Source organism: Candidatus Sulfotelmatobacter sp., from assembly GCA_036500765.1.
Taxonomy (GTDB): domain Bacteria; phylum Acidobacteriota; class Terriglobia; order Terriglobales; family Acidobacteriaceae; genus Sulfotelmatobacter.
In genome coordinates, this window is record DASYBM010000008.1 from 40,030 (window position 1) to 66,286 (window position 26,257).

Annotated in this window: 24 protein-coding genes; 16 read left to right on the top strand and 8 right to left on the bottom strand. The window is 57.9% G+C overall.

All coding sequences use genetic code 11. The annotated features are described in order from the left end of the window. Positions 1-132 precede the first annotated feature (132 nt). The 5 genes from VGM18_11995 (at position 133) to VGM18_12015 (ending at position 4,680) form a co-directional block, all read left to right on the top strand. Positions 133-1,278: a PilT/PilU family type 4a pilus ATPase gene (locus VGM18_11995; GenBank protein HEY3973720.1), complete on the top strand. Its 1,146-nt coding sequence runs from the start codon at positions 133-135 to the stop codon at positions 1,276-1,278. A 68-nt stretch (positions 1,279-1,346) separates the two neighbouring features. Next, positions 1,347-2,600 carry a gephyrin-like molybdotransferase Glp gene (gene glp, locus VGM18_12000; GenBank protein ID HEY3973721.1) on the top strand — a complete coding sequence of 418 codons (1,254 nt, stop codon included), beginning with the start codon at positions 1,347-1,349 and terminating at the stop codon, positions 2,598-2,600. 210 nt (positions 2,601-2,810) lie between these two features. Further along, complete coding sequence (moaC, locus tag VGM18_12005; GenBank protein HEY3973722.1) at positions 2,811-3,281, top strand: cyclic pyranopterin monophosphate synthase MoaC; 471 nt, start codon at positions 2,811-2,813, stop codon at positions 3,279-3,281. An 11-nt stretch (positions 3,282-3,292) separates the two neighbouring features. Continuing rightward, positions 3,293-4,168, top strand: a complete 876-nt coding sequence (locus VGM18_12010; protein HEY3973723.1) for a response regulator — start codon at positions 3,293-3,295, stop codon at positions 4,166-4,168. 2 nt (positions 4,169-4,170) lie between these two features. Next, positions 4,171-4,680 (top strand): MogA/MoaB family molybdenum cofactor biosynthesis protein, encoded by a 510-nt coding sequence (locus VGM18_12015; protein HEY3973724.1) that lies wholly within the window; start codon positions 4,171-4,173, stop codon positions 4,678-4,680. Between the two features lie 108 nt (positions 4,681-4,788). Here VGM18_12015 and VGM18_12020 read toward each other — a convergent pair whose 3' ends face one another. Further along, on the bottom strand, positions 4,789-6,228 hold the full coding sequence (locus VGM18_12020; protein ID HEY3973725.1) for an amidohydrolase family protein: 1,440 nt from the start codon (positions 6,226-6,228) through the stop codon (positions 4,789-4,791). 164 nt (positions 6,229-6,392) lie between these two features. Between VGM18_12020 and VGM18_12025 the strand changes: the two genes are divergently transcribed. After that, entirely contained in the window at positions 6,393-7,013 is a 621-nt protein-coding gene (locus tag VGM18_12025; GenBank protein ID HEY3973726.1) for a VTT domain-containing protein, read from the top strand. A 100-nt stretch (positions 7,014-7,113) separates the two neighbouring features. On the opposite strand, the gene VGM18_12030 is transcribed toward VGM18_12025, so the two are convergent. From VGM18_12030 to VGM18_12040, 3 genes are all read right to left on the bottom strand, one after another. After that, complete coding sequence (locus VGM18_12030) at positions 7,114-7,638, bottom strand: DUF6580 family putative transport protein (protein ID HEY3973727.1); 525 nt, start codon at positions 7,636-7,638, stop codon at positions 7,114-7,116. A 119-nt stretch (positions 7,639-7,757) separates the two neighbouring features. Then, a complete protein-coding gene (locus VGM18_12035; protein ID HEY3973728.1) occupies positions 7,758-8,891 on the bottom strand; it encodes a metal-dependent hydrolase in 1,134 nt (377 codons plus the stop codon). A gap of 44 nt (positions 8,892-8,935) precedes the next feature. Beyond that, positions 8,936-9,913 (bottom strand): diacylglycerol kinase family protein, encoded by a 978-nt coding sequence (locus tag VGM18_12040; GenBank protein HEY3973729.1) that lies wholly within the window; start codon positions 9,911-9,913, stop codon positions 8,936-8,938. A gap of 318 nt (positions 9,914-10,231) precedes the next feature. Here VGM18_12040 and VGM18_12045 point away from each other — a divergent pair, with 318 nt between their 5' ends. From VGM18_12045 to ligA, 3 genes are all read left to right on the top strand, one after another. Beyond that, the gene (locus VGM18_12045) at positions 10,232-11,902 is read left to right on the top strand and encodes a hypothetical protein (protein ID HEY3973730.1); all 1,671 of its coding nucleotides are present in this window, start codon (positions 10,232-10,234) and stop codon (positions 11,900-11,902) included. A gap of 180 nt (positions 11,903-12,082) precedes the next feature. After that, the gene (locus VGM18_12050) at positions 12,083-13,228 is read left to right on the top strand and encodes a DUF5005 domain-containing protein (GenBank protein HEY3973731.1); all 1,146 of its coding nucleotides are present in this window, start codon (positions 12,083-12,085) and stop codon (positions 13,226-13,228) included. Positions 13,229-13,382: 154 nt separating this feature from the next. Further along, on the top strand, positions 13,383-15,413 hold the full coding sequence (gene ligA, locus VGM18_12055; protein HEY3973732.1) for an NAD-dependent DNA ligase LigA: 2,031 nt from the start codon (positions 13,383-13,385) through the stop codon (positions 15,411-15,413). A 15-nt stretch (positions 15,414-15,428) separates the two neighbouring features. On the opposite strand, the gene VGM18_12060 is transcribed toward ligA, so the two are convergent. After that, the gene (locus VGM18_12060; GenBank protein ID HEY3973733.1) at positions 15,429-15,932 is read right to left on the bottom strand and encodes an HIT domain-containing protein; all 504 of its coding nucleotides are present in this window, start codon (positions 15,930-15,932) and stop codon (positions 15,429-15,431) included. 358 nt (positions 15,933-16,290) lie between these two features. Here VGM18_12060 and VGM18_12065 point away from each other — a divergent pair, with 358 nt between their 5' ends. The 5 genes from VGM18_12065 (at position 16,291) to VGM18_12085 (ending at position 22,800) form a co-directional block, all read left to right on the top strand. Then, on the top strand, positions 16,291-18,207 hold the full coding sequence (locus VGM18_12065; protein ID HEY3973734.1) for a 30S ribosomal protein S1: 1,917 nt from the start codon (positions 16,291-16,293) through the stop codon (positions 18,205-18,207). 108 nt (positions 18,208-18,315) lie between these two features. Next, positions 18,316-18,687: a hypothetical protein gene (locus tag VGM18_12070; protein HEY3973735.1), complete on the top strand. Its 372-nt coding sequence runs from the start codon at positions 18,316-18,318 to the stop codon at positions 18,685-18,687. A gap of 299 nt (positions 18,688-18,986) precedes the next feature. Further along, complete coding sequence (gene lpdA / locus VGM18_12075; GenBank protein HEY3973736.1) at positions 18,987-20,402, top strand: dihydrolipoyl dehydrogenase; 1,416 nt, start codon at positions 18,987-18,989, stop codon at positions 20,400-20,402. Between the two features lie 106 nt (positions 20,403-20,508). Next, positions 20,509-21,390 carry a lipoyl(octanoyl) transferase gene (locus VGM18_12080; protein ID HEY3973737.1) on the top strand — a complete coding sequence of 294 codons (882 nt, stop codon included), beginning with the start codon at positions 20,509-20,511 and terminating at the stop codon, positions 21,388-21,390. Positions 21,391-21,447: 57 nt separating this feature from the next. Continuing rightward, on the top strand, positions 21,448-22,800 hold the full coding sequence (locus VGM18_12085) for a thiamine pyrophosphate-dependent dehydrogenase E1 component subunit alpha (protein ID HEY3973738.1): 1,353 nt from the start codon (positions 21,448-21,450) through the stop codon (positions 22,798-22,800). A 3-nt stretch (positions 22,801-22,803) separates the two neighbouring features. Here VGM18_12085 and VGM18_12090 read toward each other — a convergent pair whose 3' ends face one another. The 3 genes from VGM18_12090 to VGM18_12100 are packed head-to-tail and all read right to left on the bottom strand — an operon-like array spanning position 22,804 to position 24,278. Next, positions 22,804-23,511, bottom strand: coding sequence for a hypothetical protein (locus tag VGM18_12090; protein HEY3973739.1), 708 nt, complete (start codon positions 23,509-23,511; stop codon positions 22,804-22,806). Next, on the bottom strand, positions 23,508-23,996 hold the full coding sequence (locus VGM18_12095) for a hypothetical protein (GenBank protein ID HEY3973740.1): 489 nt from the start codon (positions 23,994-23,996) through the stop codon (positions 23,508-23,510). Before VGM18_12095 ends, VGM18_12090 begins: the two co-directional genes overlap by 4 nt. A gap of 9 nt (positions 23,997-24,005) precedes the next feature. Next, positions 24,006-24,278 (bottom strand): hypothetical protein, encoded by a 273-nt coding sequence (locus VGM18_12100; protein ID HEY3973741.1) that lies wholly within the window; start codon positions 24,276-24,278, stop codon positions 24,006-24,008. Between the two features lie 233 nt (positions 24,279-24,511). Between VGM18_12100 and VGM18_12105 the strand changes: the two genes are divergently transcribed. Then, a complete protein-coding gene (locus tag VGM18_12105; protein HEY3973742.1) occupies positions 24,512-25,483 on the top strand; it encodes an alpha-ketoacid dehydrogenase subunit beta in 972 nt (323 codons plus the stop codon). Between the two features lie 118 nt (positions 25,484-25,601). Further along, positions 25,602-26,186 (top strand): cytochrome c, encoded by a 585-nt coding sequence (locus VGM18_12110; protein ID HEY3973743.1) that lies wholly within the window; start codon positions 25,602-25,604, stop codon positions 26,184-26,186. Positions 26,187-26,257 lie beyond the last annotated feature (71 nt).

Consider the following 26,257-nt stretch of genomic DNA (forward strand, 5'->3'; position numbering starts at 1 on the left):
GGTCTTGGAAGAGGTTACCAAGGTCTATGTACTTGCTGTCCTTCTTGGCTGGCCTGCGGCGGGTTAAAGTTAACCATCTAAGTTTTTTCTTCCCAATCTGTGGTGCGTGCGATTCCTAAGGTGTGAGGACGAATGGCAGCACCGACCATTGCCCCGATTACCGTTGCGTTAGAAGGTTTTTCTGGAACCGGCAGAGTCGCCACCCCAGCGCTGCTGGGGGCCATGCTGCGCGCCGCAGAGAAAATCAGCGACCTGATCTTCTCCCCCGGGCGCCCGCCGCAGGTCCAGGTCTACGGCCAGATGATTCCGGTGCAGGTGCCGGGGCTCACCTTTCTAACGCCCGACGACACACGCCACATCGCCGCCGACCTGATTGGGGACAACAAGCAGGCCATTACCACCCTGCGCGAGCATGGAGCTTGCGACATCTCTTTCGGATTGTCTGGCGTAGCCCGTTTCCGCGTCAACATTTTCATTCAGCGCGGCAGTTGCGCGGTGGTGATGCGAGTGATTCCTACGGCCATTCCGGACTTCGCGGCGTTGCGGCTGCCGCCACAGCTTACAGATGTCACCAAACTGAGAGATGGAATCGTGCTGGTGACGGGGGCGGCGGGCTCGGGCAAATCGTCCACTCTGGCGGTGCTGCTCGACGCCATCAACCGCGAGAAGTACTACCACATCATCACCGTCGAAGATCCGATCGAGTTTTTGCACAATCACAAGTGTTCCACGATTCATCAGCGGGAGCTGCACAGCGACACGCCTAGTTTTGCCCACGCCTTGCGGTCGGCGATGCGGCAGGCTCCGAAAGTCATTCTGGTCGGTGAGATGTGCGACCGGGAGACGATTGAGATCGTGCTGGAGGCAGCCGAGACCGGGCACTTAGTGTTCTCCAGCGTCAACACAGTCGACACATCGAAAACAGTGGAGCGAGTCGTCAGCTCGTTCTCGCCGGCGGAGCAGCAGTCAGTGCGTGAGCGTTTTGCCAAGTCGTTCCGCTATATCGTCTGTCAGCGCCTGATTTCGAAGCAAGATCGCAGCGGACGCGTCGCTGCGTTCGAAATTCTGAAAGCGAACGCCCGCACTCGCGAGTGCATAGAAAAAGGGGAGCGCGAAAACAAGTGTTTGCTCGATGCCATCAAAGCCGGCGTGTCTGAGGGGATGCAGCATTTCGATGGCGAGATTGCGCAACTGGTTCAGGATCGCGTGATTGATCTTGAAACTGGCCTGTCGTTCGCCAGCAATCCCGGAGCGCTGGGCCAGGAACTGGCCCGGTAAATTCCCGAGTTCAGGATGAATCTGGACCTTCTCGGTTTCTTTTCTTCGTCTCTAGTATCATCAGTCCGATGTCCGCCACGCCCGTAAACTCCACGGTTCTGCGCTTTGAAGACGCCCGCAGAGTGGTCGAGGAGCGGGCGGCGCTGGTTCGAGTTCGGGAAACGGAATCCGTCGATCTGATCTCCGCTGCCGGCCGCGCGCTTGCCGAATCCGTTGTGGCGGATCGCGACTTGCCTCCTTTCCCGCGGTCCACTCGTGATGGCTATGCCGTGCGCTCGACGGACTTGAGTGAAGTTCCTACAACGCTCACGGTGATCGCTGAAATCAAAGCGGGAGAGAAGCTGGAGAACATTCCGGCGAACATCGGCCGGGGGCAGACCGCATCGATCATGACTGGGGCCCCAGTTCCCGCTGGCGCGGACGCGGTAGTGATGGTCGAGCACACATCGCAGCGGGGGCAACGAGTCGAGATCAGTAGAGGTGCCGCGCCGGGAGAAAATATTGTTCCCTGCGGGGCCGAGGCGCGGGCGGGAAGTGTTTTGGTCGATCGCGGCGCCCGATTGAATGAGGCGGCGATTGCGCTGGCAGCTTCTGTGGGCAAATCGCGTTTGCAGGTTCACAAGCGCCCGAAAGTGGCTGTACTGATCACCGGGGACGAGATCGTGGATGTCGACGCAACACCCGGCCCTACGCAGATTCGCAACTCGAACAGCTATTCGCTGGCCGCACAGATACGACAGGCTGGCGGCGAGCCCGTGCTGCTGCCCGTGGCTACGGACGAAGCAAAGGGTCTGCGAAGGTTGATCGAGGAAGGACTGAAGTCCGACCTGCTGCTGCTGACGGGCGGCGTCTCTATGGGCCGGTACGATTTGGTTGAGCAGGTCTTGTCGGAATTGCGCGCTGAATTCTTTTTCACTGGCGCGAAAATTCAGCCCGGCCGTCCCGTCGTATTCGGCAAGTGTGGTGCGGTCGGCCGCGAAACTCCGACATATTTCTTCGGCCTCCCCGGAAATCCGGTCTCAACTATGGTGACTTTCGAACTGTTCGCGCGGCCCATGCTTGAGGCGCTTGCGGGCGTGTCGCCGCGCACACTGAGATTTCTACATGCACGCCTGAAGAAGGAAATCCGGGTGAAGACGGGGCTCAAACGTTTTCTTCCCGCGATGCTCTCCGGAGAATTCGAACACTCGCAAGTCGAGTTGGTGGAATGGCAAGGATCGGGCGACATCGCCGCCACTGCTCGCGCCAATTGCTATATCGTTGTACCCGACGACCGGGAGCGGATTCTGGCGGAAGAGTTTGTTGCAGTGATGCTGCGTTGATTCATGTAGGACGGAAGCTCTTGTCCGTCGCAGTTGATCTTGTTTTTGCCGTCGCAGTTGATCTTGTTTTTGCCGTTTGCATTTGCGCTTGCAAAAAATTGGGATGGGGAGTCAAAGTCAAAAATCAAGATCAAGATCAACTTCAAGATCAACGGCGACGGACAGGAGTGTCCGTCCTACACGCGCTGTCTTGTAAGATAGGATTTCGGCATGGCGAAGAAATTATCCCATTATGACGGGGCGGGACGGGCGCGCATGGTGGACGTTTCGGGCAAGTCGGCGACGAAGCGCGAGGCTGAGGCCAGCGCATTCGTCGCGATGACTCCGGCGGTGCTCGCGGCGCTGCCGCAAAATCCCAAGGGCGATGCGCTCGAAGTGGCGCGCATCGCCGGCATCATGGCGGCGAAGCGTACGGCCGAATTGATTCCTATGTGTCATCCCTTGCCGCTGGCGCTCGTTGATGTCGAGTTGCGGCTGTGCGAGAATGGCGTCGCCATCACCTCTAAAGCCGCGACTACGGCGGAAACCGGCGTCGAAATGGAGGCCCTGGTCGCCGCCAGCGTGGCCGCGCTCACTGTCTACGATATGTGCAAGGGCGTGGACAAGAGCATTGCGATTCGCGAAATTGTGTTGGAACGGAAAAGCGGCGGCAAGAGCGGAGAGTATCGGCGCACGAAGTAGAAGTATCAGTAATGACTGCAAACGGAATGGCGAATAACGTCAAGCTGCTCGTGGTGGACGACAATCCGATGGTACTGGCGATGTTGCAGCAGGCGCTGACCCCGCTGGCGCAGGTCACGACAGCGACCGACGCCGCCGACGCACTCCTGAAAGCTGTTGATGATACTCCCGATCTGCTGGTGTGCGATTACAAAATGCCCGGGATGGATGGACGGCAACTGGTCGAAAAACTGAAGAGCCGGCCGGCGACGGCTAATTTTTCGACCGTGTTGATGGCCAGTAAAGCGGATATCGCGGAGCGGCTCTCGCCCGTGGACGCGGCGGATGACTATCTGGAGAAGCCGTTTTTTCTGAAAGATGCCACGCGGCGCATCAAACGTTTGATTGACCGGCTGGCTTTGGAGAAAATGGCGAAGACCGCGCCGAAAGATGGCGTGGTGCGTGGCAGTCTCACCCAGATGAACGTGATCGATCTGATGCAGTCGCTCGAGATGGGACGCAAGAGTTGCCAGCTTTCGCTGAGCAATGAAGGTGATGAATGCGAAGTATTTTTTGTCGAAGGCCAGGTGAAACACGCGACCTACGGAGATCTGGTGGGCGATCCGGCTGTGTTCAAAGTGCTGCGCTGGACGGGCGGAAATTTCCAGCTCGACTTCGAAGGCAAGACCAATAAAGAAACCACGCAACTCAATACTCAGGGACTGCTGATGGAAGGGCTGCGATTGCTCGACGAATCCTCGCGCGAGGGCGGTGGGGAAACGGAAGCGGCGCAGGCTGAGGCGCCTGTCGCCGCGACGCCGCCAGCAAGTGCACCAGCGCCGGCTCCGAGTACGGCGCCGGCCGCGGGCCGACGGGAAGAAGAGGAAGATGTTCTCCTCGATGGTTAAGCATGACGGGTAAACCATCGGCGGCTGAGCCACACGGACTGACCGTTGCGGTTGTGACAATCAGCGATTCTTGCGCTCGCGGGGAACGCCAGGACGCATCTGGTCCGGCGGTGGCGCAACTTCTTGAGAAGCTTCACTTCTCGGTGGAAGTGCGCGTAGTCGTTCCGGACGATCCCATACAAATTCAAAATCTGCTGATTCGGCTGGGGCGCGAGGTGCGGCTCGTCGTGACTACCGGCGGAACGGGGATCGCTGAGCGCGATTTCACGCCAGAAGCGACTACGGCGGTGTGCGATCGGATGCTTGACGGCGTGGCGGAGCTGATGCGTCGCGTGGGTTCGCAGAAGACTCCGTTTGCGGCGCTGAGCCGGGGCGTATGTGGAGTACGGGGGAAAGCTTTGATTCTGAATCTGCCGGGGAGTCCTGCGGGGGCGGTGGAGTCATTGGAGGCCGTGGCAGGGCTGATTCCGCATGCGATTGAGTTACTGGGTGGGAAGACCGAGCACGAGTAGCGGGCGCGAAGAGCTACTGTTGCTGATGAGAACGTCAAAACCTGGACGGGCGAATGCGCCCGTCCCCACACAAGCAGCGCGCCTCACACAAGCAAATCTCCCACACATTTACTTCGCTTTCCCTGGGCCCAGAATCGCTCGGCCGGGGAAAACATCAGGGACGAGTTGGCCGTCGTCAATCAATACTGTTCCTCCGACCAGTTCGTAGTGCACACCGACACTTGGTTCCATAGGTTTCTCGAACGTGGAGCGGTCGGCGATGGTTTGGGGATCGAAGACGACGATGTCGGCGTCGGCGCCTTCGTGGAGACGTCCTTTCTGGCGCGCGAAGGGGGTGGAGCGCTCCAGCATCTGCGCGGGCATCAGACTCATTTTGCGAATCGCTTCCATTAGGGTGAGCGTCTTTTTCTCCCGGACATATTGCGCGATGATGCGCGAATAAGTTCCGGCGTTGCGGGGATGGCCTTCGATGCCGTCGCTGGCGATCATGACCAGCGGGTTGGGGATGATGGCGTCGACGGTAGCCTGCTTGTTGGCGAAGATGAGAACCCACTGCTTCTTGCTAGAGGCATGCAGCTGCTCGAAGCGCTCTTTCGTAAGGTGCTCGCCAGTCTCGGGAAGAACGAGATTGCCGTAGTCGATGCCCTGCTGTTCGCGCCAGCCGGGATTGAACACCGCGGAATTGATAGCGGTCATGCCGGCGATGTAAGGATAGGCTTCGGCGGTGACGTCGAGGCCGCGGGCGCGCGCACCTTCGATCAGCGAAAGGCATTCCATCGAGTCGGCCAGGCAAGTGCTATTGATGTGAACAACGTGCAGAGGAGCGCCGGTAATCGCCGCGGCGCCGATAACTTCTTCGACGGACTCAATCGCGGACCCGGGCTCGACGAGGCCCGCACCGCGAACGTGGGTGTAGACCGGCAGCTTACGCTCGGCGGCAACGCGGAAAATGTCGATGACTTCGAGGCGCGTGGCGCCGGGAGTGTATGCAATGCCCATGCCGACGCCGAGAGCTCCGGCATCGATCTCGTCACGCAGGCGCTGCTGAATGCGGGCGATTTGCTCGGGAGTAGCGTGCCGATCGGTGGCGGGACCGCTCTGGGGAAGGATGGTTCCTTCCGGCAAGGGGTCGCCGAAAATTAGAGAGCGGGCGGCGACGTGACTGGCGGTAGTGCCGTAGTTGATGAGCGAGTGTCCCTGCTTTCGGTTTAGAAACTGGGTCACGTCGGGCGCGCCGATTTCCATTTCCAGCGCGGTGGTTACGCCGTCGAAGGCCTTCACGCGCTGGCTCGTAATTTCCTGGGCGTGCTGGTGCAGGTCGATGAAGCCGGGGGCTACGACGAGGCCGGCGGCGGGGATGATGCGGCGTCCGTTCAGCGGAGTCACGGAGATGCGGGCGATTTTTCCGTCGCGTATGCCAACGTTGCGGATGGCATCGAGTGAGGTTTCAGGATCGATGACGCGGCCGCCTTCGAGGACGAGGTCATATTGCTGGGCTGTGGCGAGAGTGGCAGCGAGAAGCCAGAGAGTCAGGAACAATTTCGGCATGCGGCTGCGATGATAGCAGGACTAGGGCCGTCACTGGGTGCGGCAGCCCCGACAAAAACCCTCGCGGCCTGGACAGCCGAGGGCAGTGTCCTCACACAACCTCCGGCCCGCACAACCTCACTCGACTGACACATCGATTTCGATCACGTACACTAGCTGTTTCCTTGAAAACCATCGGACACATCCTGGCTCGCTACACGGCGTGGATCCTGGGCATGATGAAGGTGCTGGGGATCTGGGGCGTCTTTGTGATTGCCTTCGCCGATAGCGCGCTCTTGGGGATGCCGGTAGATTTTGTGGTCGCCACCTACGTTTATCAGGACCGGAGGCGGATGCTGCTGTACATTGCAATGGCTTCGCTGGGATCGGCGCTGGGGAGCATTCCGCTGTATCTGGTGGGCTATCTGGGCGGAGAGAAAGTGCTGCGCAAGCGAATTTCGGAAGAGCGCTTTCAGAAGATTCATCGATCGTTCGAGGAACATGAATTCTGGGCATTGATGTTTCCGGGGATGTTGCCGCCGCCGTTGCCGTTCAAGATTTTCGTCTTAGCTGCGGCTGTGTTTGAGATGCGGTTTCGCGATTTTTTGGTGGCGATTTTTCTGGGAAGGTGTGTGCGCTTCGGCGTGCTGTCGGCGCTCGTGCTCTGGTTTGGGCCGCAGATTTTGGGATTGTTGGGTGGAGCGGTGAAGCAGCACTGGGTTTGGATCGTTGGGACGGTTGTAGCGGGAGTGTGCTTGTGGCTCGCGATACGGCTGCGGCGCGATTCTGCGGCGGGCTCTAACTAATTGGAAGGCGAGATAAAGTTCGAACCAACGGACTGCGCTGCCGCGACAAAAACCGTCGCGGCTGGGGCGGGCTAGGCGCCCGCCCCTCCACGAGCATCGTTTAGGCGGCGGTGGGGTCGGCTTTGTGCAGCCGTTCCGAAACGGCGGTAATTGCGAACGGAGTGGCGAACATTGCGGCGGTGAACAGCAAGTCGCCAGCAACGGCGCGGCGGAAGAATGGGATGCCGGCTTCATAGCAGGTCATCAGGCCAGCGAAGGTGCGCGGATACATTTCCCAGGCAAGCCAGACCGCGAAGTTACTTACTACAAAAAACACGATCGACCCGCCGAGCGCGGAACCCAGAATCCGAAACGCCCCGGCGTTCTGCCTGAGAGTCGTACCCAGCCAGAGCATGGCGGCATACCACGCCCAGGTTACAAGATGATCCCAGCTGAAAGGATAGCGGTAGACAAGCATGGTCAGGATTAAGTCGGAGGCAGCGAGGAGCGCGAGCGGAATCCAAAGGCGACGGCGCGGCGCGCGAGCTCCGAAAAACAGAAGCGATGCGCCCACAGGAGTGAATGCCATGGGATGCGGGATGAACCGGAACACTAACGCGAATACAACAAATACGTAGGCCAACATGAAATCACCTCATACCCGAATTCTTATTCTGGGCGCTGGCGGGGCCGGCGTCAAGCGAGGACCTGTGGGCCGAACATCGCCGAGGAAACGCAGAGGAAGGAATCGTTCCTCCTTGCGGCTCAATCGGTGGGCCAAAAGGGCCCAGGTTCGCGAACCACGATTTGACCGTTCTTAGTCTCGAAGACATCGCCGACCACATGCAGATTCTGGTCGAGTTCAACAGCCTTGCTTAAGCCGCCACGACCGCGCGAGAGCGAACGCGAAATACCGGCATAGCGTAGGTCCTGAAACAGAACGATGTAACCCGGCTTCGGCGGCGGCAGAGTTTCAGTCTCGGTGATGGGATATTGCGCCCAATCCAGGAAAACGCGGCCGATGTAAGATTTTTTGGCAGCGAGCGTGACCGGAGTCTCCTCTGGTTTATAGCGAATTTCCATGCGGCCTTCAGGATCAACCTCAGGCGTGAGCGAATTCACCGGGGCGAGCGCGAAGAAGGCAGGCGTCTCGACCACGCCGTCCCAGTGAAAGGGATCGACCCATTTTGGATAGGCCGAGGCGCGCAGGGGATCGGCACCGTGATAGGTGCGGGCTTCGAGTGCATGGACTGCGCGGCGGTGTTCGTAGTCGCGCACTCCCCACATCAGCACGACGCCGATCAGCGCGAGTGTGGCAGAGAGGCGGCCACGAGGACCATGACTGCGCGCGCCGATTTCGCGGTCGATCAATCCGAAGAGCGAGGGGATAATCAGTCCCAAGATCAGAAATGCCAGCATGACCGGCTCGACGATGAAGACGATGTCCCAGGAATACCACTTCTCGGAAAAGGGCCAGAAGGGGCGAACGCCGTAATTGTTGGTGAAGTCGAGCAGGATGTGGCTCAATCCGGCGATGCAGGCATAAACGCAAAGCAGGCCCCAGCGCGGCCGGAGGCTAGGATCGTTTTCGTTCAATCCAATTTTGCGTCCACGGATGCGCCAGATGAGATAGACGAAGCCGACTACGATCAGGGCGTCGAGCGGAACTCCGAGGAAAGAGTGGGTGAAGCCGCGATGGTGGGCGAAACCAAAGGCCGACCCGCGAAAACTTTCGAGCACATCCAGGTCGGGCGCCTCGGCGGCGAGCGTCATGGTGAGCGTAGCCAGGGCGGTCTTGCGGTTGAAGCCGGCGCGTCCCAGGCAGGCGCCGGTCAGAAAGTGAGTAATCGGTTCCAATTGGTTCGAGGAATTGTATTGTGCTGGGCTGCGATGCGTCACCAGGGAAGCATCGGGAGACTCAGCGACGTTATTGGACGCGGGGATTAGAGAGACGACGCAAAGTAATTCGCGCGCGGCGGCATCAGCAGCGTGAGTGCATCGGGCACGACACTAATTTCCGCAGGGAGCGTGCCCAGGAGTTCGCCATCGGCCTCCACGTAGATCCTGCGCGGCGTTCGGGATGAGTTCCGCTGGGGCATATACGTGCAGGCGACGCTCGTGCTGTGAGCAAGATCAATGCCGGGAACCGAACAGCGCAGACGCAGCAGGCCGCGAGTCACGTATGCCAGATAAGCCAGGCGACTGGCAGTCCGGCAGAAAACCAGACGGTTGTCGTTCCGGTCGAGAGACGCTCCGGGAGCAAGTTCTTGCAGCACTCCACCGAAGTTGCGGATGCGGACGGCCATCAGTTCGGTGACTTCGGCGCGATGGATCGAGTCCGATCCGGCTTCCATGTACTCGGCGACAAAGCGCGTCATGGGATAGTTAAACCAAAGCTGCCAGGCTTTGGCATAGTAGGCGCCCATGCCCATGCGCTGCTTGGTTCCGGTATGAAGCTTGTAGAAGAGGTGCGCGTCGGCGCCGATTCCCGCGGCGACCAGAAAATATCGCGATCCAGGATTTCCATTGAGATCGGCGAAGTTAACGCGGCCAAGCGGGATGCGGCGCGGCACGGCATGCAGCGACGCCTGGGCTGCCTCGACTACTTTGAGTGGAAGTTGAATGTCGTGAGCCAGGGCATTCGCCGTCCCCAGGGGCAAGATAGCCAATGCCGCGGGCGAGTGGGCGACGACTTGGGCGATGTTGTGAATGGTGCCGTCGCCACCGCAGGCAAAAATGGTATCGCAACCGCATTCGATGGCCCGGCGGGTTTCTTCCACTCCATGACGGGTCGACTCGGTGGGAACCAGCTCCGCGTCTACGCCCGCTACTCTCAGGAGAGCGAGGGCGGATTCCAATTCTCGCCGGCGTTGATGGCTGCCGCCGGAATCCGGATTGTAGAGCAATGCAGCCTTGCGCATAAGTTTCTTGGAGTAGCGTTGAGTGACCGTTTGAAGCCGTTCGCCGAAAGTGGATTGTACTTGACGCGAGCGGACACAGAGAGGTTCTTCAGTGTGCCAGGTTTACTCAGGGTGAGCCCCACTCCACATACCGAAGGTATCTTTCTGGAGCAACAGGTGGCCTAAACATGGACAAGCAACTCAGGCATCAGTGCCGACATAAGCTTGGCAATCGCCTTGTTTTGTCATAAGCTTGGCGGCAATCGCAGGGCGTGTTTTCTTCAGCCGATCCTGTCGTTGGGGCTCGAATTTCAAAATCGAATCAGGAGGGTCAACCAGATGAAAATTCTGGCGCAGATGCTATGCGGTACGTTTTTGAGCGGCGCTTTGCTTTGCCTTCACGCGACGGCGCAGAATGCCGATGCCCACGGCGCTCACATGCCGAGCCATGCGGTCACGCTGGTCAGCGGACTCGGCGATCTCCATCACCCTGTTTCCACGCACAACGCTGAGGCGCAGCAGTTCTTCGATCAGGGATTGCGCTTCATCTACGCCTTTAATCACGACGAAGCCGCGCGATCATTTCAGCACGCGGCAGAACTTGATCCCAAGCTGGCGATAGCCTACTGGGGCGTCGCTGAAGCGGTAGGACCGAATTACAACGATCCCGCCGATCCCGAGCGTTATAAGAAGGCGCACGACGCGGCACAGAAGGCTGTGGACCTGTCCGCCGACGGTTCACCTAGCGAGCGGGCTTACATCCAGGCGATGGCCAAGCGCTTCCCTGCCGATCCTAATTCTGATCTGAAGCAAGCCGCGGAAGATTATCACGACGCGATGCGGCAGGTCTCCGCCGAATTTCCCGACGATCTCGACGCGGCCACGCTTTTCGCGGAGTCGGGTATGAACCTGCATCCCTGGGGACTCTGGCATCAGGACGGTACACCCGAAGCCGGCACGGAAGAAATCGTGGCCACGCTCGAATCGGTGATGAAGCGCGACCCCAATCATCTCGGCGCGATCCACTACTACATCCACACCGTGGAGGCGTCCAATAATCCTGAGCGCGCGCTGGCCGGGGCAAATAAACTGGCTGCGCTCGCGCCCGGCGCGGGACACATCGTGCACATGCCGGCACATGTCTACATTCGCACCGGCGACTATGATGCCGCGGTCAAGACCAACGAACAGGCTGCCGAGGTCGATCGCGCCTACATCAAGGCGACTGGCGCGCAGGGCATTTATCCGATGATGTATTACAGCCACAACCTGCACTTCGTGGCCATGTGCGGCGCCATGAATGGACGCTACTCCGAGGCGCGCCAGAATGCAGACCTGCTGGCCGCCAACGTCGGACCGTATGTGAAAGACATGCCGCCGCTGGAGGGTTTTATGACGATCCCTATGGCGGTGGAGGTTCGCTTCCATCATTGGAACGAAATTCTGAAGATGCCGGCGCCCGACGCGAGCATGAAGACCGCGACGGTCTTCTGGCACTTTGGCCGCGGCCTGGCGCTGGCGGGAACCGGCAAAATGACGGAGGCGGAAGCGGAGTACAAGATTGTCGCCGATGCCGAAGCCGCCACACCGCCGGATGTCATCTTTCAGATGCCGATCAACAACAAGGCGAAAGACATCATGAAAATCGCCGAGGATGTCGTGGGCGCGAAGATTGCCGTCGCCAAGAAAGATAACGCCGCGGCGATCGCTATGCTTCGCGATGCGGTCGGGATTCAGGACAAGCTCAAATATGGCGAGCCGCCCGACTGGTTCTTTCCCGTGCGGGAGTCTCTGGGAGCGGCGCTGCTGCTGAACGGTGATGCAACGGCAGCGGAAAAAGTATTTCGCGAAGATCTCGACCGCAATCCGCGAAATCCTCGCTCGCTGTGGGGATTGCACCAGGCCCTGCTAAAGCAGAATCGCGACTACGACGCGGGGTTCGTTCAGAAACAGTTTGAGGCGAATTGGAAAGGCGGAGTGCAGGCGTTGAAGCTGGATGATCTGGTCTAGCACGGGTCACGTAGCAACAGACGCCTCGGCTGTCCCGCCAATGCCGAGGCGTCTGTCGCTAAGTGCTTCTCTCGCTGGATCTAATATTAGGGAAGCTGTGGAGTCATTGGGCTCTATAACACTCGTCCTGCCATGGGATAAAGTATCCGGTGTTGTAACCTTCCGGTGGGAGTTCAAATTATGAAATGTTTCGCAGCCGTCATCATTGCTCTATTCCTCTGTTCATCCGTCGCCGTGGGCCAATGTACGCTGCCCGGAACTCCGTCGGCCGGCACGATCGATTCTACTTTCGACGCATACGCGACGCAGAACGGCCCTGGCTGGACCGGAGCGGACGGCACGTATTCCCTGCCTTTGCCCGACGGAACGAATCTGTGGATGTGGTCTGATTCCTATATTGGAACGGTGAATCCGACCACCCGCATGCGCAGCGGCGATCTGTTCTCGGCGCACAACTCGCTGACGATTTTGAATCAGTCCACCGGATCGTGGACCACCGTCGGCTATCCGCCAAAGACGACTTCCTACTTTGCGCCCAAAAGCAAGAGCGACTGGTTCTGGCAGGGAGACGGAATTGTCACCGAGCCGACCACGGGAACATATCAAATCAAAATCATGCTGCTGGAGTGGACCGGCGCGTTCAAGTTAGTTGGGCACTCCGTGGCAACGCTTTCGTGGCCGAGTCTCTCTATCGTTTCCATCACGCCGGTGACCGGCCTCGATACGAGCCTGGAGTGGGGAACGAAAATTCTGCAAGTCGGAAATTATTACTACATTTATGGATTGAAAGATCCGGGAACCAATACGAAGACGCCCTACCTGGCGCGGACCACCTCCGTCAACAATCTGACCAACGCCTCGAAGTGGCAGTTCTGGAATGCAGCACAAAAGAAGTGGCTGGCGGGAGAATCGAATGCCACCGCCATGCAAGGCGTGGCCGCGGTGACACCGGAATATTCCGTCGACCCAATGAGCTACAACGGGGGCACATTTTATCTAATGGCGGGGATGGATCCCCAGCACCCGGCATATCCGTTGTGGGACGCGGTGACGACCTGGTATTCATGCTCGCCGCAGGGACCGTGGACCAATAAGACCACCGTCTACACAACGCCAGAAGCAGGAGCCAATGGATGTAAAGTCGGCACTCTGGTCACGTACAACGCGAAGGCGCATATGGAATTTACCGATGCGGATGGAATTCTGATGTCCTACAACGTGAACGCCAACGACTCCTCCGATCTGGTTTGCGCCGATGACTACAAGCCCCGCTTCGTGCGCGTGCAGATACCGGGCGTTACCGACGCAACGGACGACGCCAGGTAGTTTGAGAAGACGGTTGGAACCGAACGCGTAGCGGCGGACGCATTCGTCCGTCCGCAGTCAGGCGATGCCTGGCCGCCGGACGAATGCGTCCGGGGCTACGTGTTCGGCGGCGCGGTTAAAGCGGCTCGTCCCTTTTGCATATAATCTTCCTGCAATGCCAGCTGCGAAAGACCTCCAAAACAAGGCCGAAAAAAAGGTTGAGGCGCTGCGCGAACAAATTCGCCACCACGAGTACCTCTATTACGTTCTGGACAATCCCGAAATCAGCGACGCGGAATTCGACAAGCTGATGCAGCAACTGAAAGCTTTGGAGAGCGAGCATCCGTCGATGCTCACCCCGGATTCACCCACGCAGCGGGTGGGCGGAAAGCCGCGCGAAGGCTTCGTCAAAGTGCGGCACTCCACGCCCATGCTGTCGCTCGACAACACCTATAACGAGGAAGACCTGCGCGACTGGGAGCGCCGCGTACATGAACTCACCGGGCGCAGTGAGGTGGACTACGTCTGCGAGTTGAAGCTCGACGGCATGTCGCTGGCCTTGATTTATGAAGATGGCAAGCTGGCGCGAGGGGTGACTCGCGGCGATGGATCGGTGGGCGAAGACGTCACGCTCAACGTGCGCACTGTGCGCTCGGTGCCCTTGTCGATTCCGCTCGACCGGCTGAAGAAAGCGGGCATGCCACCGAACTTCGAGGTCCGCGGCGAATTGCTCATGCCCACCGCGTCGTTCAAGAAGATCAACGAAGAGCGCGAACGCAACGGGCTGTCGACCTACGCCAATCCGCGTAATTTCACGGCAGGCACCGTCCGCCAGCTTGATGCCAACGTTACCGCCGAGCGCCGCATGGACTTCTTTCCCTACATCCTGCTGGCCAACGGCCGCACCTATTTCGATCGCCATTCGAAGACGCTCATCGCCCTCGCCGCGGCCGGATTCAAAGTTAATTCGAACTACAAACTCGTTCATTCCATGGACGAAGTCTGGGCATTCATTCGACAGTGGGAAGAGAAGCGCGATTCACTTCCTTACGAGATCGACGGCATCGTCGTCAAAGTCGACCGCACCGGCTTACAGGACGAATTGGGTTTTACAGGAAAAGCCCCGCGCTGGGCGATCGCCTACAAATACACAGCGCGCGCGGGAATCACGAAACTGGAAGATATTCGCGTGCAGGTCGGCCGTACGGGAAAACTTACGCCTGTCGCCATGCTGTCGCCCGCGCTGATCGGTGGAACGACCGTCCGCAACGCTACGCTGCACAACATGGACGAGATTGGCCGCCTGGGCGTGAAGATCGGCGACTGGGTGCAGGTGGAGCGCGGCGGCGATGTGATTCCAAAAGTCGCGAAGGTAATCGACGATAAAGATCATCCGCGCGGCACGAAAGAATTCGTCATGCCGGAGAAGTGTCCGGTGTGCGGCACAAAGGTTGTCCGCATGGAGGACGAAGTCGATTACCGCTGCGTCAATGCGAATTGCCCGGCAAAATTGCTGGGAACGATCCTGCACTTTGCCTCGCGCGGAGTGATGAATATCGACGGCATGGGCGACGCGCTGGTCACGCAACTCACCGAGCGCGGCCTGGTGAAGAACGTTGCCGACATTTACAAGCTTACGAAAGACGATCTGCTCGGTCTGGAGCGTTTTGCCGACAAGTCGGCGCAGAACATTATCGGCGAGATCGAAAACTCGAAGAATCTTCCGCTGGAGCGCGTGGTCTACGGCCTCGGCATCCGCATGGTCGGCGAACGCACCGCGCAATTTCTCGCCGAACACTTTGGATCGATGGAAGCGCTGGAGCAGGCAGGCGTGGAAGAACTGCAAAATGTGAACGAAGTCGGCCCACGCATCGCGGAGAGCATCGTCGAGTTCTTCAGCATCCCGGCCAACAGGAATCTGGTGGATCAGTTGCGCAAGGCAAAGCTGACGCTTACCGGTAAGAAAAAAGAACGCGGCACGAAGCTCGCGGGCAAGACCTTCGTGCTCACCGGCACACTGGCCCATTTCACCCGCGACGAGGCCAAAAAGATGATTGAAGACGCCGGCGGCAAAGTCACTGGCTCGGTGAGTAAGAAAACGGATTACGTCGTAGCCGGCGCGGATGCAGGCTCGAAGCTGGATAAGGCGAAGGACCTGGGCGTGGAGGTAATCGATGAAAACGAGATGGAACGGCTGACCGGCTAATCCCAATTTTTTCTACTATGAATATCCCTCATCGATTTCACACAGTTTCAGCGCCTCCCGCATCCTTGCCCAGGTCACATCCAGCGTTTCCGGCAGAATCCGCGTCTCCGCTACGACCGACACGAAATTCGCATCCGCCACCCATCTCGGCAGCTCGTGCATGTGAATGTGTCCCGCAATTCCAGCGCCGGCGGCCTTCCCGATATTCATCCCCAGATTAATACCGTCCGGATGATAGAGTTCGCGCAGCACCGACTCCATTTTTTGCGAAAGCGCCATCATCTCTTGCGCCGCCTCGACTGGTAGCTTGCGCAACTCATCCAAGTGAGCGTAGGGCACGATCATCACGTGACCCGGCGTATACGGATACGCGTTCAGAATGACATAGCAATTTTGCCCGCGATAGACAATGAAAACCTTCGCGTCATCTTCCTTCGGCGCGTCGCAAAACACGCACCCAGCGGCCTTTTCTGTGGAAGAGACATAGGCATACCGCCACGGGGTCCAGAGGTAATCCATAGCAGGGCAGGTTAGCAGATGCACGCGGACGATGGAAATGATCGAAGCAGTCAGCAGTCAGCATTTGGCACTCAGTCCATCAGTCGCGGTTTCGAACTGGCTGCATGCTGAATGCTGACTGCTGAGTGCTGAATCTGCGCTGAAACCTTCCTGTAACAATCGGCCGCTTTGCGTTTGACACTGTTCGCGCACGATTGCTATAGTCGAAGAGTTCCCATTGGACGCGGGTTCTCTGTGAAAACGTCCGACAGCTGGGATTGTCCAAGCTCATTCGCCAGGGTGAGCCCACCACAACCAAACGACTCATCCAGCAGTCCGCAAAGCAGGCCCCGCATCCCGTCATCAGAGAGGCCTAACCTTGTTCGACGAGACCACCGCCCACAACTCCGATTCCAACTCTTCTGTCGCAACCGAAACCGAGCCGACGACAGAGCAGCAGCACCAGCCCGAAGCGACGCAGGCTGCCGCCACCACCGACCATTCCACCGAGATGCAAGCTTCTTCCGCTGTCACCGACAACACAGATAGGCTTGGGGAAGACAAGTCTGCCGACGACAAGAGTGCGGAAGAGAAGACTGGCGAAGAGAAGTCCGCCGCCAGCGAGGACTTCGCATCTGTGCTTGAGAGTTTCACCACCGAGGCCGAAGAGGCGGTGAGTGAAGATCGCGTCATCAAGGGCACGGTGCTGAAGCTGACGGGAACGCATGTGGTCGTCGATATCGGCGCCAAGTCCGAAGGGCTGTTATCTCTGGCGGAAGTGCTCGATCACGAGGGCAAGCCGAAGTTCAAGCCCGGCGACGAGATCGATGTGATGCGCGACAAAGGCCCGTCCGAAGAAGGTTACATTAACCTCTCGCACCAGAAGGCGCAGCGCATTCACGCCTGGGAAGAAATCGAAAAGGCTTACAACGAGAAGAAGCCGATTCAAGCCGTTGTAGTTGACCGCATTAAAGGAGGGCTGACCGTCGACATTCTGGGCGCGCACGCCTTCCTGCCCGGCTCGCAAGTCGACCTGCGGCCCATCCGCAACCTCGACGGCATGAAAGGCCAGACGCTCGAAGTTGCGGTCATCAAACTGAACAAGAAGCGCGGCAACATCGTCGTCTCCCGTAAAGACCTGCTCGAAGGCGAGCAGAACGAGAAGCGCTCCAAGACTCTCGAGCATCTGGAAGAAGGATCGGTTCTCACCGGCGTGGTCAAAAACCTCACCGAATACGGGGCGTTTGTCGATCTCGGCGGCCTCGACGGCCTGCTGCACATTACCGACATGTCCTGGGGACGCCTCACCCATCCCAAAGATCTGGTCAACGTCGGAGATCAGATTCAGGTGAAAGTGCTGAAGTACGACAAAGACAAACAGCGCGTTTCGCTGGGATTCAAGCAACTCACGCCCGACCCTTGGCTTGATGCCGAGCACCGCTATCCGGAGGGTGCACATGTGGGCGGCCGCGTCATCAGCGTCACTGACTACGGCGCGTTCGTCGAACTCGAACAAGGCATCGAAGGCCTGGTACACGTCAGCGAAATGACATGGTCGAAACGCATGAAGCATCCGTCGAAACTGGTTAATGTCGGCGATCAGGTGGAGTGCGTGGTAATCAACGTGAATCCCACCGAGCGGCGCATCTCGCTGGGCATGCGTCAACTGGCCGCCAATCCATGGGATTCGCTCCATGAAAAGTTCCCGGTCGGAATGACGGTCGAGGGCCGGGTTCGCAACCTGACCGACTTTGGCGCATTTATCGAAATCGAAGACGGCATTGACGGGCTGGTTCACGTCAGCAATCTGAGCTGGACCAAGCGCGTGAAGCATCCTTCGGAAGTATTGAAGAAGGGCGATCGCGTGAAGGCGGTGGTTCTCGCGATCGAACCGGACAAGCGTCGCTTGTCGCTGGGCGTGAAGCAACTGCAACCGGATATCTGGGAATCCTTCTTCCAGACTCACCATATCGGCGACGTGGTCCACGGCAAAGTCTTGCGTGTAGCCGCATTCGGAGCATTCGTCGAAATCGCCGAGGGCGTGGAAGGCCTATGCCACAAGTCCGAAGCCACTGACGATAACGGCCAACCAATTCATTTGGAGCCGGGCCTGGAGCACGATTTTAAGATCATCAAGATGAATCCGGAAGAAAAGAAAGTAGGACTCAGCATCCGCGCTGTCGGCGAAGAAGCCTCGCGCTCCGAAGTGGAAGCCTACAAGCAGCCGGTTTCGAGCACCAGTTCCACCATCGGCGAACTCATCAACTGGAAACGCGCCAGCAACGAAGGCAACTAACGGCGCGCGCTTTTCCTCTTAATATCCGCAGCGCAGGTCGGCGGCCTCGGTTGGATCGGGGCCGCCTAAGTTCCTGCTGGCGCAGATCGCGGAAGAGGAGATGAGCCGATGCCAAGTGAATCCAGGATGTTCATTCAGTTGTCCGACATTTTGGGCGTGGAATTCGAATGTCCGAAGTGCCAGGCAAAGATTCTATATCCGATCAAGCGGCACTATGACCCACTGCCGGAGGGCTGTCCGAGTTGCGGACAACTATGGTTTAACGAAAATCCAGATCTGCCGGCCGGTCAGCCCAGGATCGTCGAGCTTGTCCAGAAGACGCTCATCAGCCTGCATAACATCTCTGAAACTGCGGCCATTCGAACGCGAGTTCGCTTGAACATTCAGGACCTGTCTCAAGAAGAAGAAGTACCGAATGCCGAAACCAGGAAACCGGCGGAAACGGACAACAATTCTGGGGAAAACGCCAAAGCATCATAGTGTTTCGGCGGGCGCCAGACCGTTAGCGATTGAACCTGCGTAGCCGGGTTTCGTTTCTTGGCGTTCTTTGCTGCATTCCTTAGTTGCGATTTTAGAGCCGTTGAACTATGGCGGCGCCACGAAGAAAAAACCCTTAACCGCAAAGAGCCCAAAGGTATCGAGCGCGAATTCGGGACACTATCAGACGCTCCAGTACTAATTTAAGATCAGTGCGCTCCGCTCGATTGGCCCTTGATCCCGCCCTGTTCTAGAATCATTCGTTTGCCCTAACACATCTCTTCTTACTGAGGATTATTGCCTTGCCCGATACTCTGTACGACATCGCCATCATCGGCAGCGGCCCCGCCGGATACACGGCCGCCATTCGCGCCGGCCAATACGGCCTGAAGACCGCGCTCATCGAAAAAGATGGATTCCTGGGCGGCACCTGCCTGCACGTCGGTTGCATCCCGACGAAGGCGCTGCTGTTCAATGCCGAACTCTGGGACCACCTCAAAGAAGCGAAAGAATTCGGAATCGACGGCGTCGACGCCCGCAAACTGAATTGGGCCGCGATTCAGGATCGCAAAGGAAAAATTGTGGCCAAACACGCCAAAGGCCTCGAATTCCTGATGAAGAAGAATAAGGTGCAGACCGTAAAAGGTTACGGCAAGCTCACCGGCCCGGCACAAAGCGGAGTGTTCACAGTTGAAGTCTCAGACAATGGCAAGTCCAGCCACATCAAGGCGAAGAATGTAATTCTCGCCACCGGCTCGGAAGCCCGCATGCTGCCAGGCCTCGAGGCGAACGACCGCGTTCTCACCAACATCGAAATCTTGAGCCTGAAAGAGTTGCCGAAATCAATTGTGATCGTCGGGGCCGGCGCCGTAGGCGTAGAGTTCGCCTCGATCTACCGTTCGTTCGATTGCGAAGTCACGATCGTCGAAATGCTGCCGCGACTGGTTCCGATCGAAGATGAAGAAGTCTCGAAAGAACTGGCGCGCGTCTACCGCAAGCGCGGCATCAACTTCCACACCAGCGCGAAGGTCGACAAAGTTGAGAACACGAAGGCGGGAATCGCTGTGACCATTACCGCCGAAGGCAAGCAACAAAAGATCGAGGCCGAGAAAATCCTGATCGCCGTTGGCCGCAAGCCGCGGACGCAAAATATCGGCCTCGAGAAAACAAAAATCAAGCCCGACCGCGAATTCATCAAAACCGATTCCTGGATGCAGACCTCCGAACCCGGCATCTACGCGGTCGGTGACATCGTGCTCGGCACGCCGCAACTGGCCCACGTCGGCGCCATGGAAGCTCTCGTCGCAGTCGCGAAAATCGCCGGCAAGCCCGGCAAGCCCATCAACCCCGAGCACATTCCCGGCGCCACGTACTGCCATCCCGAAATCGGCAGCGTCGGCCTCACCGAAACCAAAGCCCGCGAAGCCGGATACAACGTGAAGATTGGCAAGTTTCCCTTCACCGCCAACTCGCGCGCCTCGATCGTTGGCCAGCATGAAGGCTTCATCAAAATCGTCTCTGATGCAGACTACGGCGAAATTCTCGGCGTTCACATCATCGGACCCCAAGCGACCGAGTTGATCGCCGAAGCCGTCACCGCCATGGAACTCGAAGCCACTGTCGAAGACTTAATGTGGACCATCCACGCCCACCCCACGTTGGCCGAAGCCATGCTGGACGCGTCGAACAGTGTGTATGGGATTGCAATCAACGCATGAGAAAATTGAGTAATTGGGGAATTTAGTAATTGAGTAAATTTCAAACCCGAGAAATTAAGGTCTTGAGATTTCAAATTATCCAATTACCAAATTTCCCAATTACTCAATGATTTCGGTCGTCCAACTCGGCACCGTCAACTACGCCGTTGGCCTTCGCCTGCAGCAACAACTAGTCGCCCTGCGCAAGGAAGAAAAAATCGGCGACATCCTCCTCCTGCTGGAGCACACGCCGGTGATCACACTAGGCCGCAACGCGAAAGCCGGCAACGTCATCGCCTCCCCCGAACTGCTTGCCCAGCGCGGCGTCGAACTCTTCGAATGCGATCGCGGCGGCGACGTTACCTTTCACGGCCCCGGCCAACTCGTCGGCTATCCCGTCTTCGACCTCCGCTCTCACGCTCGTGGAAGGCCGGACGCCCCCATCCACCCGGACGAGTCGAAGACTCGTCCTTTAGTTCCCCTGCGCAAAACCCTAGGCGTAATCGACTTTGTCCGCCGCCTTGAAGAAGTCCTGATCCGCACCTGCGCCGACTTCGCAATTCCCGGCAAGCGCGTCGCGGGCCTAACCGGCGTCTGGACCGATCCCGATTCTTCGGTCCCACTAAACGTATTGTCATCCCGAGCGAAAGAGAACGATCCGAAGGATCGTTCTCTGCAGTCGAGGGACCTGCTTTTTGCCGGCAATGCAACAAATACCGAAGCCAAACTTGCCGCCATCGGCGTCCACATCTCCCGCTCCGTCACCTCGCACGGCTTCGCGCTCAACGTAAACACCGACCTCAGCTACTTCAACCTGATCGTCCCCTGCGGCATCACCTCAAAGCCGGTGACATCGATGCGAGAACAACTCGGTAAGCCTCTCGACTTGAACGCCGTAGCCGAATCCATCTCCCGCAACTTCGGCACGGTATTTCAAAGCCAGATCCTTTGGGTCGAGAGCCTTGACGCTCTCCATGCCGGAGATGCGTGCTCGTTGAGCAATCCCTAGCACTTTCCCCCGCACTCGCGATACCATCAAGAGTCGCGCCAAGCGCAAGCATTCATCATGGCAACCAAGAAAAAATCCAGTCCCAAGCACAGCTCAAATGGCAACGCACCGCGCAAAGGTCGTGTGGGGACGGGCGCAGCCGCCCGTCCCGTCGAGCGCAACTCGACGAAGGGAAATAATTCTTCTAACAAGGACCTCCGCACCTACTCGATCCCCGACCTGCGCCTTGAGCACCCCGACTTCACCGTCCGCCAAGCCATCGAAAAAGATAAAGACGGTACCGAACACGTTCGCTACGAGGTGCAAGGTAATCTCGACACGCCAGTCCCGCCCATCCGCGACTCGAAATATTTGAGCAAGCAGCAGTGCATCGAGATCTACCGCTTCATGCTGCTCAACCGCAAAATGGAGGTCGCGCTCGAAAATCTCTACAAGCAAGGCAAAGTCGTCGGCGGAGTTTATTTCGGACTCGGCCAGGAAGCCTGCTCCTGCGCCTCCGCCTACGCACTCGATAAAGACGACTGGTTCGCGCCCATGATCCGCAACCAGGGCTCGTTGCTAGTCCGCGGCTTCGCCGCCCGCGACACCATGATGCAGTACATGGCCAAAGCCGATTCGCCCACCCGCGGCCGCGATGGCACTTCGCACTTCGGCGATATCGAAAAGCGCAACATGGTTTCGCCCATCTCCATGCTCGGCGATTTGATTCCCGTGCTTTCCGGCGTCGCCCTCGGCGCGCGCCTGCAAGGCCGCAACGTCGCCGTCATGACCTACATCGGTGACGGAGGCCAGTCCACCGGCGTCACTTACGAAGGCATCAATTTCGCCGCCGTGCAAAATCTCGGCCTCGTGCTCTTTGTCGAATCAAATCTCTGGGCCTACTCCACGCCGAGCGAAATGCAGTACCGCTGCAAGGATCTCGCCGAGCGCGCCATCGGATACGGCATCCCCGGCGTGATCGTCGACGGCACTGACGCCTGCCAGGTCTATGACGCCGCGCACGAAGCGGTAGACCGCGCCCACCGCGGCGAAGGCCCCACCATGATCGAAGCCAAAATGATGCGCATGAAAGGCCACGCCATCCACGACGCCGCCGCGTATGTGCCCAAAGAAATGCTCGCGTACTGGAAAAAGCGCGACCCCATCGCGAGATTTGAGAATTATTTAGTGAAAGAAAAGAAATGGCTGAGCGCTAAAGAAAACGAAGCGTTGATTGCAGAAGTCGAACGCATCATTGAAGCCGAACGCGAGATCGCCGTCAACTCTCCGATGCCAACAGCAGAGTCCGCCGAAGGCGGCGTCTATTGCGAAGACGGCTGCCACGAGATCAAACCGAAATATGGCATGCCAAAAGTAAAGGAAGGAACTGGCGGCTACAAGGAAACCGAAGCAGCGGTACACTTGAAGTAATGCCTACGTCGTGGGCCCTTCCTTGCCCAGACGCTTTGTTGCTCGTTTCGGCTGAAGTTTGCGCTCCCGTTTCTCGGGAAGCGCTGCTGCGGATTCGTTACGCCCGATCGTGAGTATTGCCGGCTTGCAAAGAACTTCCCGGATCACCATCTGCGATAACATCTTTCTGGTTACGGCTGCTCGTGCGAGGATCGCAGTGTCAGAAGTCAACGCGATCACATGCTCACCACTTTCGACTCGGCCGGCGTCACAGGCCAAGGCGATGGCTTGGACGCAAAGACTCATGCTTCCGCAAAACATATTCAACGTTTCTCCAAGCAGGTTAAAACCACGCCCCACCGTCGTTTGCAGCGCTGCTCCCGGCTCCACTGCATCGAACGGTAAATGCGCTCTAACAAGGGGAATTTTGTGCGACTCCATCAATGCTTCAATCTCGCCCGCAATAGTCGCCTCGTAGGGTTTGCTGTTGGAGTCGGTAAATGTTTTTCCGGCCGGGAACGTCACGGCGACCAAACCTATGTGCGCGTATTCTTGGTGAACCCAGAAATTTTCGACCGCACGCTTGACGCCTTCTCCGTAAGCCGTGAAGATTACAAGTTTCCCAATGCTCTGTTGCACGGCAGCCTGGAAAGCGATCTTAAGACAATCGTCAAGATTGTCCCTTCCCTCCTGAAGAAAGTAAGTCGTCTGAGCGATGAAACTCTTGGTCATTTCCCTTTGATCCTGAAGCCTAGAATGTTCGTGAACGGTTTTCCTGTTTTGCGATGCTTCAAAACTGCGCGAATAAAAGAAAAAGCTTCGACACGCTGCAGATCCAAACCACCAATCTCCTCTTGCGCGTAATGAGGCTCGCGCGCTTGATAATGCATGTGGAGTCCACTACAGGTGTCAATTCTAAGCTCTAGTGGGTCGTCAGGCGAGCCTCGCAGCGCGCGGCCAAATGTATCTACGGACTCTGTGTGGCCATAGTGATAAGCCCACTGAACCTTTCTGCTGATCATCAATCCGGCGATCTTGTCATAGCTCTCCCAGATACGAATATGCTTGCGATCTTTAAAATCGACAATCATCTCGACCTGCCAGCCAAGAGGCGGCGCGATTACTTCCCACGCGGCTTCTTGCACGCTGCAGTCAGACGGGGTCTTGAGCTTTGAAAGCTTAAGCTCGAAGTCTCTGCGGAAAGTGAAATAATCCACAGAGGTTGTCTATGCAGCCAGCGCGGCCTGATCGCCGGGAGTCGGAGACTTTTTGGACTTTGCTTTGACTTTGGCGAGATATCCGCTGCGTACTTCGGCATCGACCTCGCGCAGCAGGAGACGTTGGCGCACGTAGGTTTCCCACCGAAGAAGCACATCCTCAGAGAGTTTCTTGCGGGCGGCTGTGTCTTTTAGCATTTCAAGAGACGAGATGCCGTACTGGTCCTCGAGACCACGAATGAGGTTATCCAAGTCGGTGATGTTGAGAACGGTCGTTGGCATCGGGTTCCTCCGGTGGCTACGTGTAGAATTCAGAAGCCGAGAGCCCGGCGTGCGTAAAGGCGAGTTGCATCGTCTAGACATGCTTTGTATCAGATGCTGCTGGGCTTCTGCAAGGACTATCGACAATTTGGCGAACGAGGGTAATCGACTCTAAACTCCTCGCTCACAAGAAGTTAGAAAAGCGTAATCTGGCAACAAAATCCTTGGTAATCTCTTAGACAGCGGCTGCCCCTATGCTCCTCACCTACCTCGAAGCCATACGCCAGGGAATCTGGGAAGAAATGGACCGCGACCCATCCGTCTTCTGCCTCGGCGAAGACATCGGCATTTACGGCGGCGCGTTCAAAGTCACCGACGGATTCATCGACCGCTTCGGCCCGGATCGCGTCATCGACACACCCATCGCCGAGTCCGCCATCGTCGGCGCAGCCTTCGGAGCATCACTCACTGGCATGCGCCCCGTCGCCGAATTCCAGTTCATGGATTTCATCGGCTGCGCCTTCAATCAGATCAGCAACATGGTCGCCAAAACGCACTATCTCTGGGGCGCGCCCGCCCCGCTCGTTCTGCGCGGCCCCAGCGGCGGATACGTCCACGGCGGTCCCTTCCACTCGCAGAATCCCGAGATGTGGTTCGTCCACAATCCTGGCCTGAAAGTCATTTGCCCGGCGACGCCCTACGACGCCAAGGGCCTGATCAAAGCCGCCATCCGCGACAACAATCCCTGCATCTTCTTCGAGCACAAATATCTCTACCGCCGCATCAAAGGCGAAGTCCCCGGGGAAGACTACGTCGTTCCCATCGGCAAGGCCAACCTCGCCCGCGAAGGCCGCGACCTCAGCATCATTACTTATGCCGCGATGGTTCATACCGCGCTCGAAGCCGCCGAAATTCTCGCCAGAGAAAATATCGGTCTCGAAATCCTCGACCTGCGCACTGTCTCCCCGCTCGACCGCGAAGCCATTGCGCAAACAGTGAAGAAAACCAACAAAGTCATCATCCTCCACGAGCACTCCCGCACCGGCGGGCTCGCCGGAGAAATCGCGGCGATCATTAATGAAGAGGCCTTCGACGATCTCGACGGCCCCATCGTCCGTATCGCCGGCCTGGACTCCGCCATCCCCTTCTCCCCGCCGCAGGAACATCATTACTTGCCGAAAGTGGAAGATGTAGTCCGCGAAGCCCGCCGCTTGAAAGCGTACTGAGCCTTTGCCGAAAAGAGGTTGGGGTAAGAAGAACATTTAGGGCGGGCACCCTCGTCCGTCCGTCCAACGAAGCTCGACTCCCCGTCCATCCATCTGCCACAATACCTCCGGAGGCCTCATGGGCAAGTTCCTACTCGGGGTAATCGTCACGCTCCTCATCCTCATCCTCGGCGGACTCGGCTTCGCCATGCTGGGTTTAATGCCGACCGCCGCCAATGTAGAACCTTCCCACATTGAGAGTCGGCTGGCTATGGGCGCGGTCGACGCCGCTATGGAGCGTCACGCCCCGCACGTCACCAATCCGCTCACTCCCACCGATCAGAATCTCGAAGACGGCATGAAGCTCTACACCATGAACTGTGCCGGTTGCCATGGCACTCTCGATCGCAAATTTTCCCCGTTCGGCAAGTCGTTCTACCCGCCCGCTCCCAATCTCATCTCCGATCCCCCCGACGATCCCGAGTGGCACATCTTCTACACCATTCGCACCGGCGTGCGCTACTCAGGCATGCCCGCTTGGGAGAAAGACATCAGCGAACAAGAGATGTGGAAGATCACCATGTTCCTCTCGCATATGGACAAACTTCCGCCAGCTGTCCAGGAATATTGGAAGACGAACTTCAACGTGGTTGCGCCCTCGGAAGAAGATAAGAAAGACGAAAAGAAGGAAGGCACCGGCAAAGAGAAGCACGACCACCACTAAAAATAACGAAAACGGAATGAAGAACATGAGGGGCTGGCGCCTTCGCGGGCCTGCCCTAAAGGGTAGCCGAA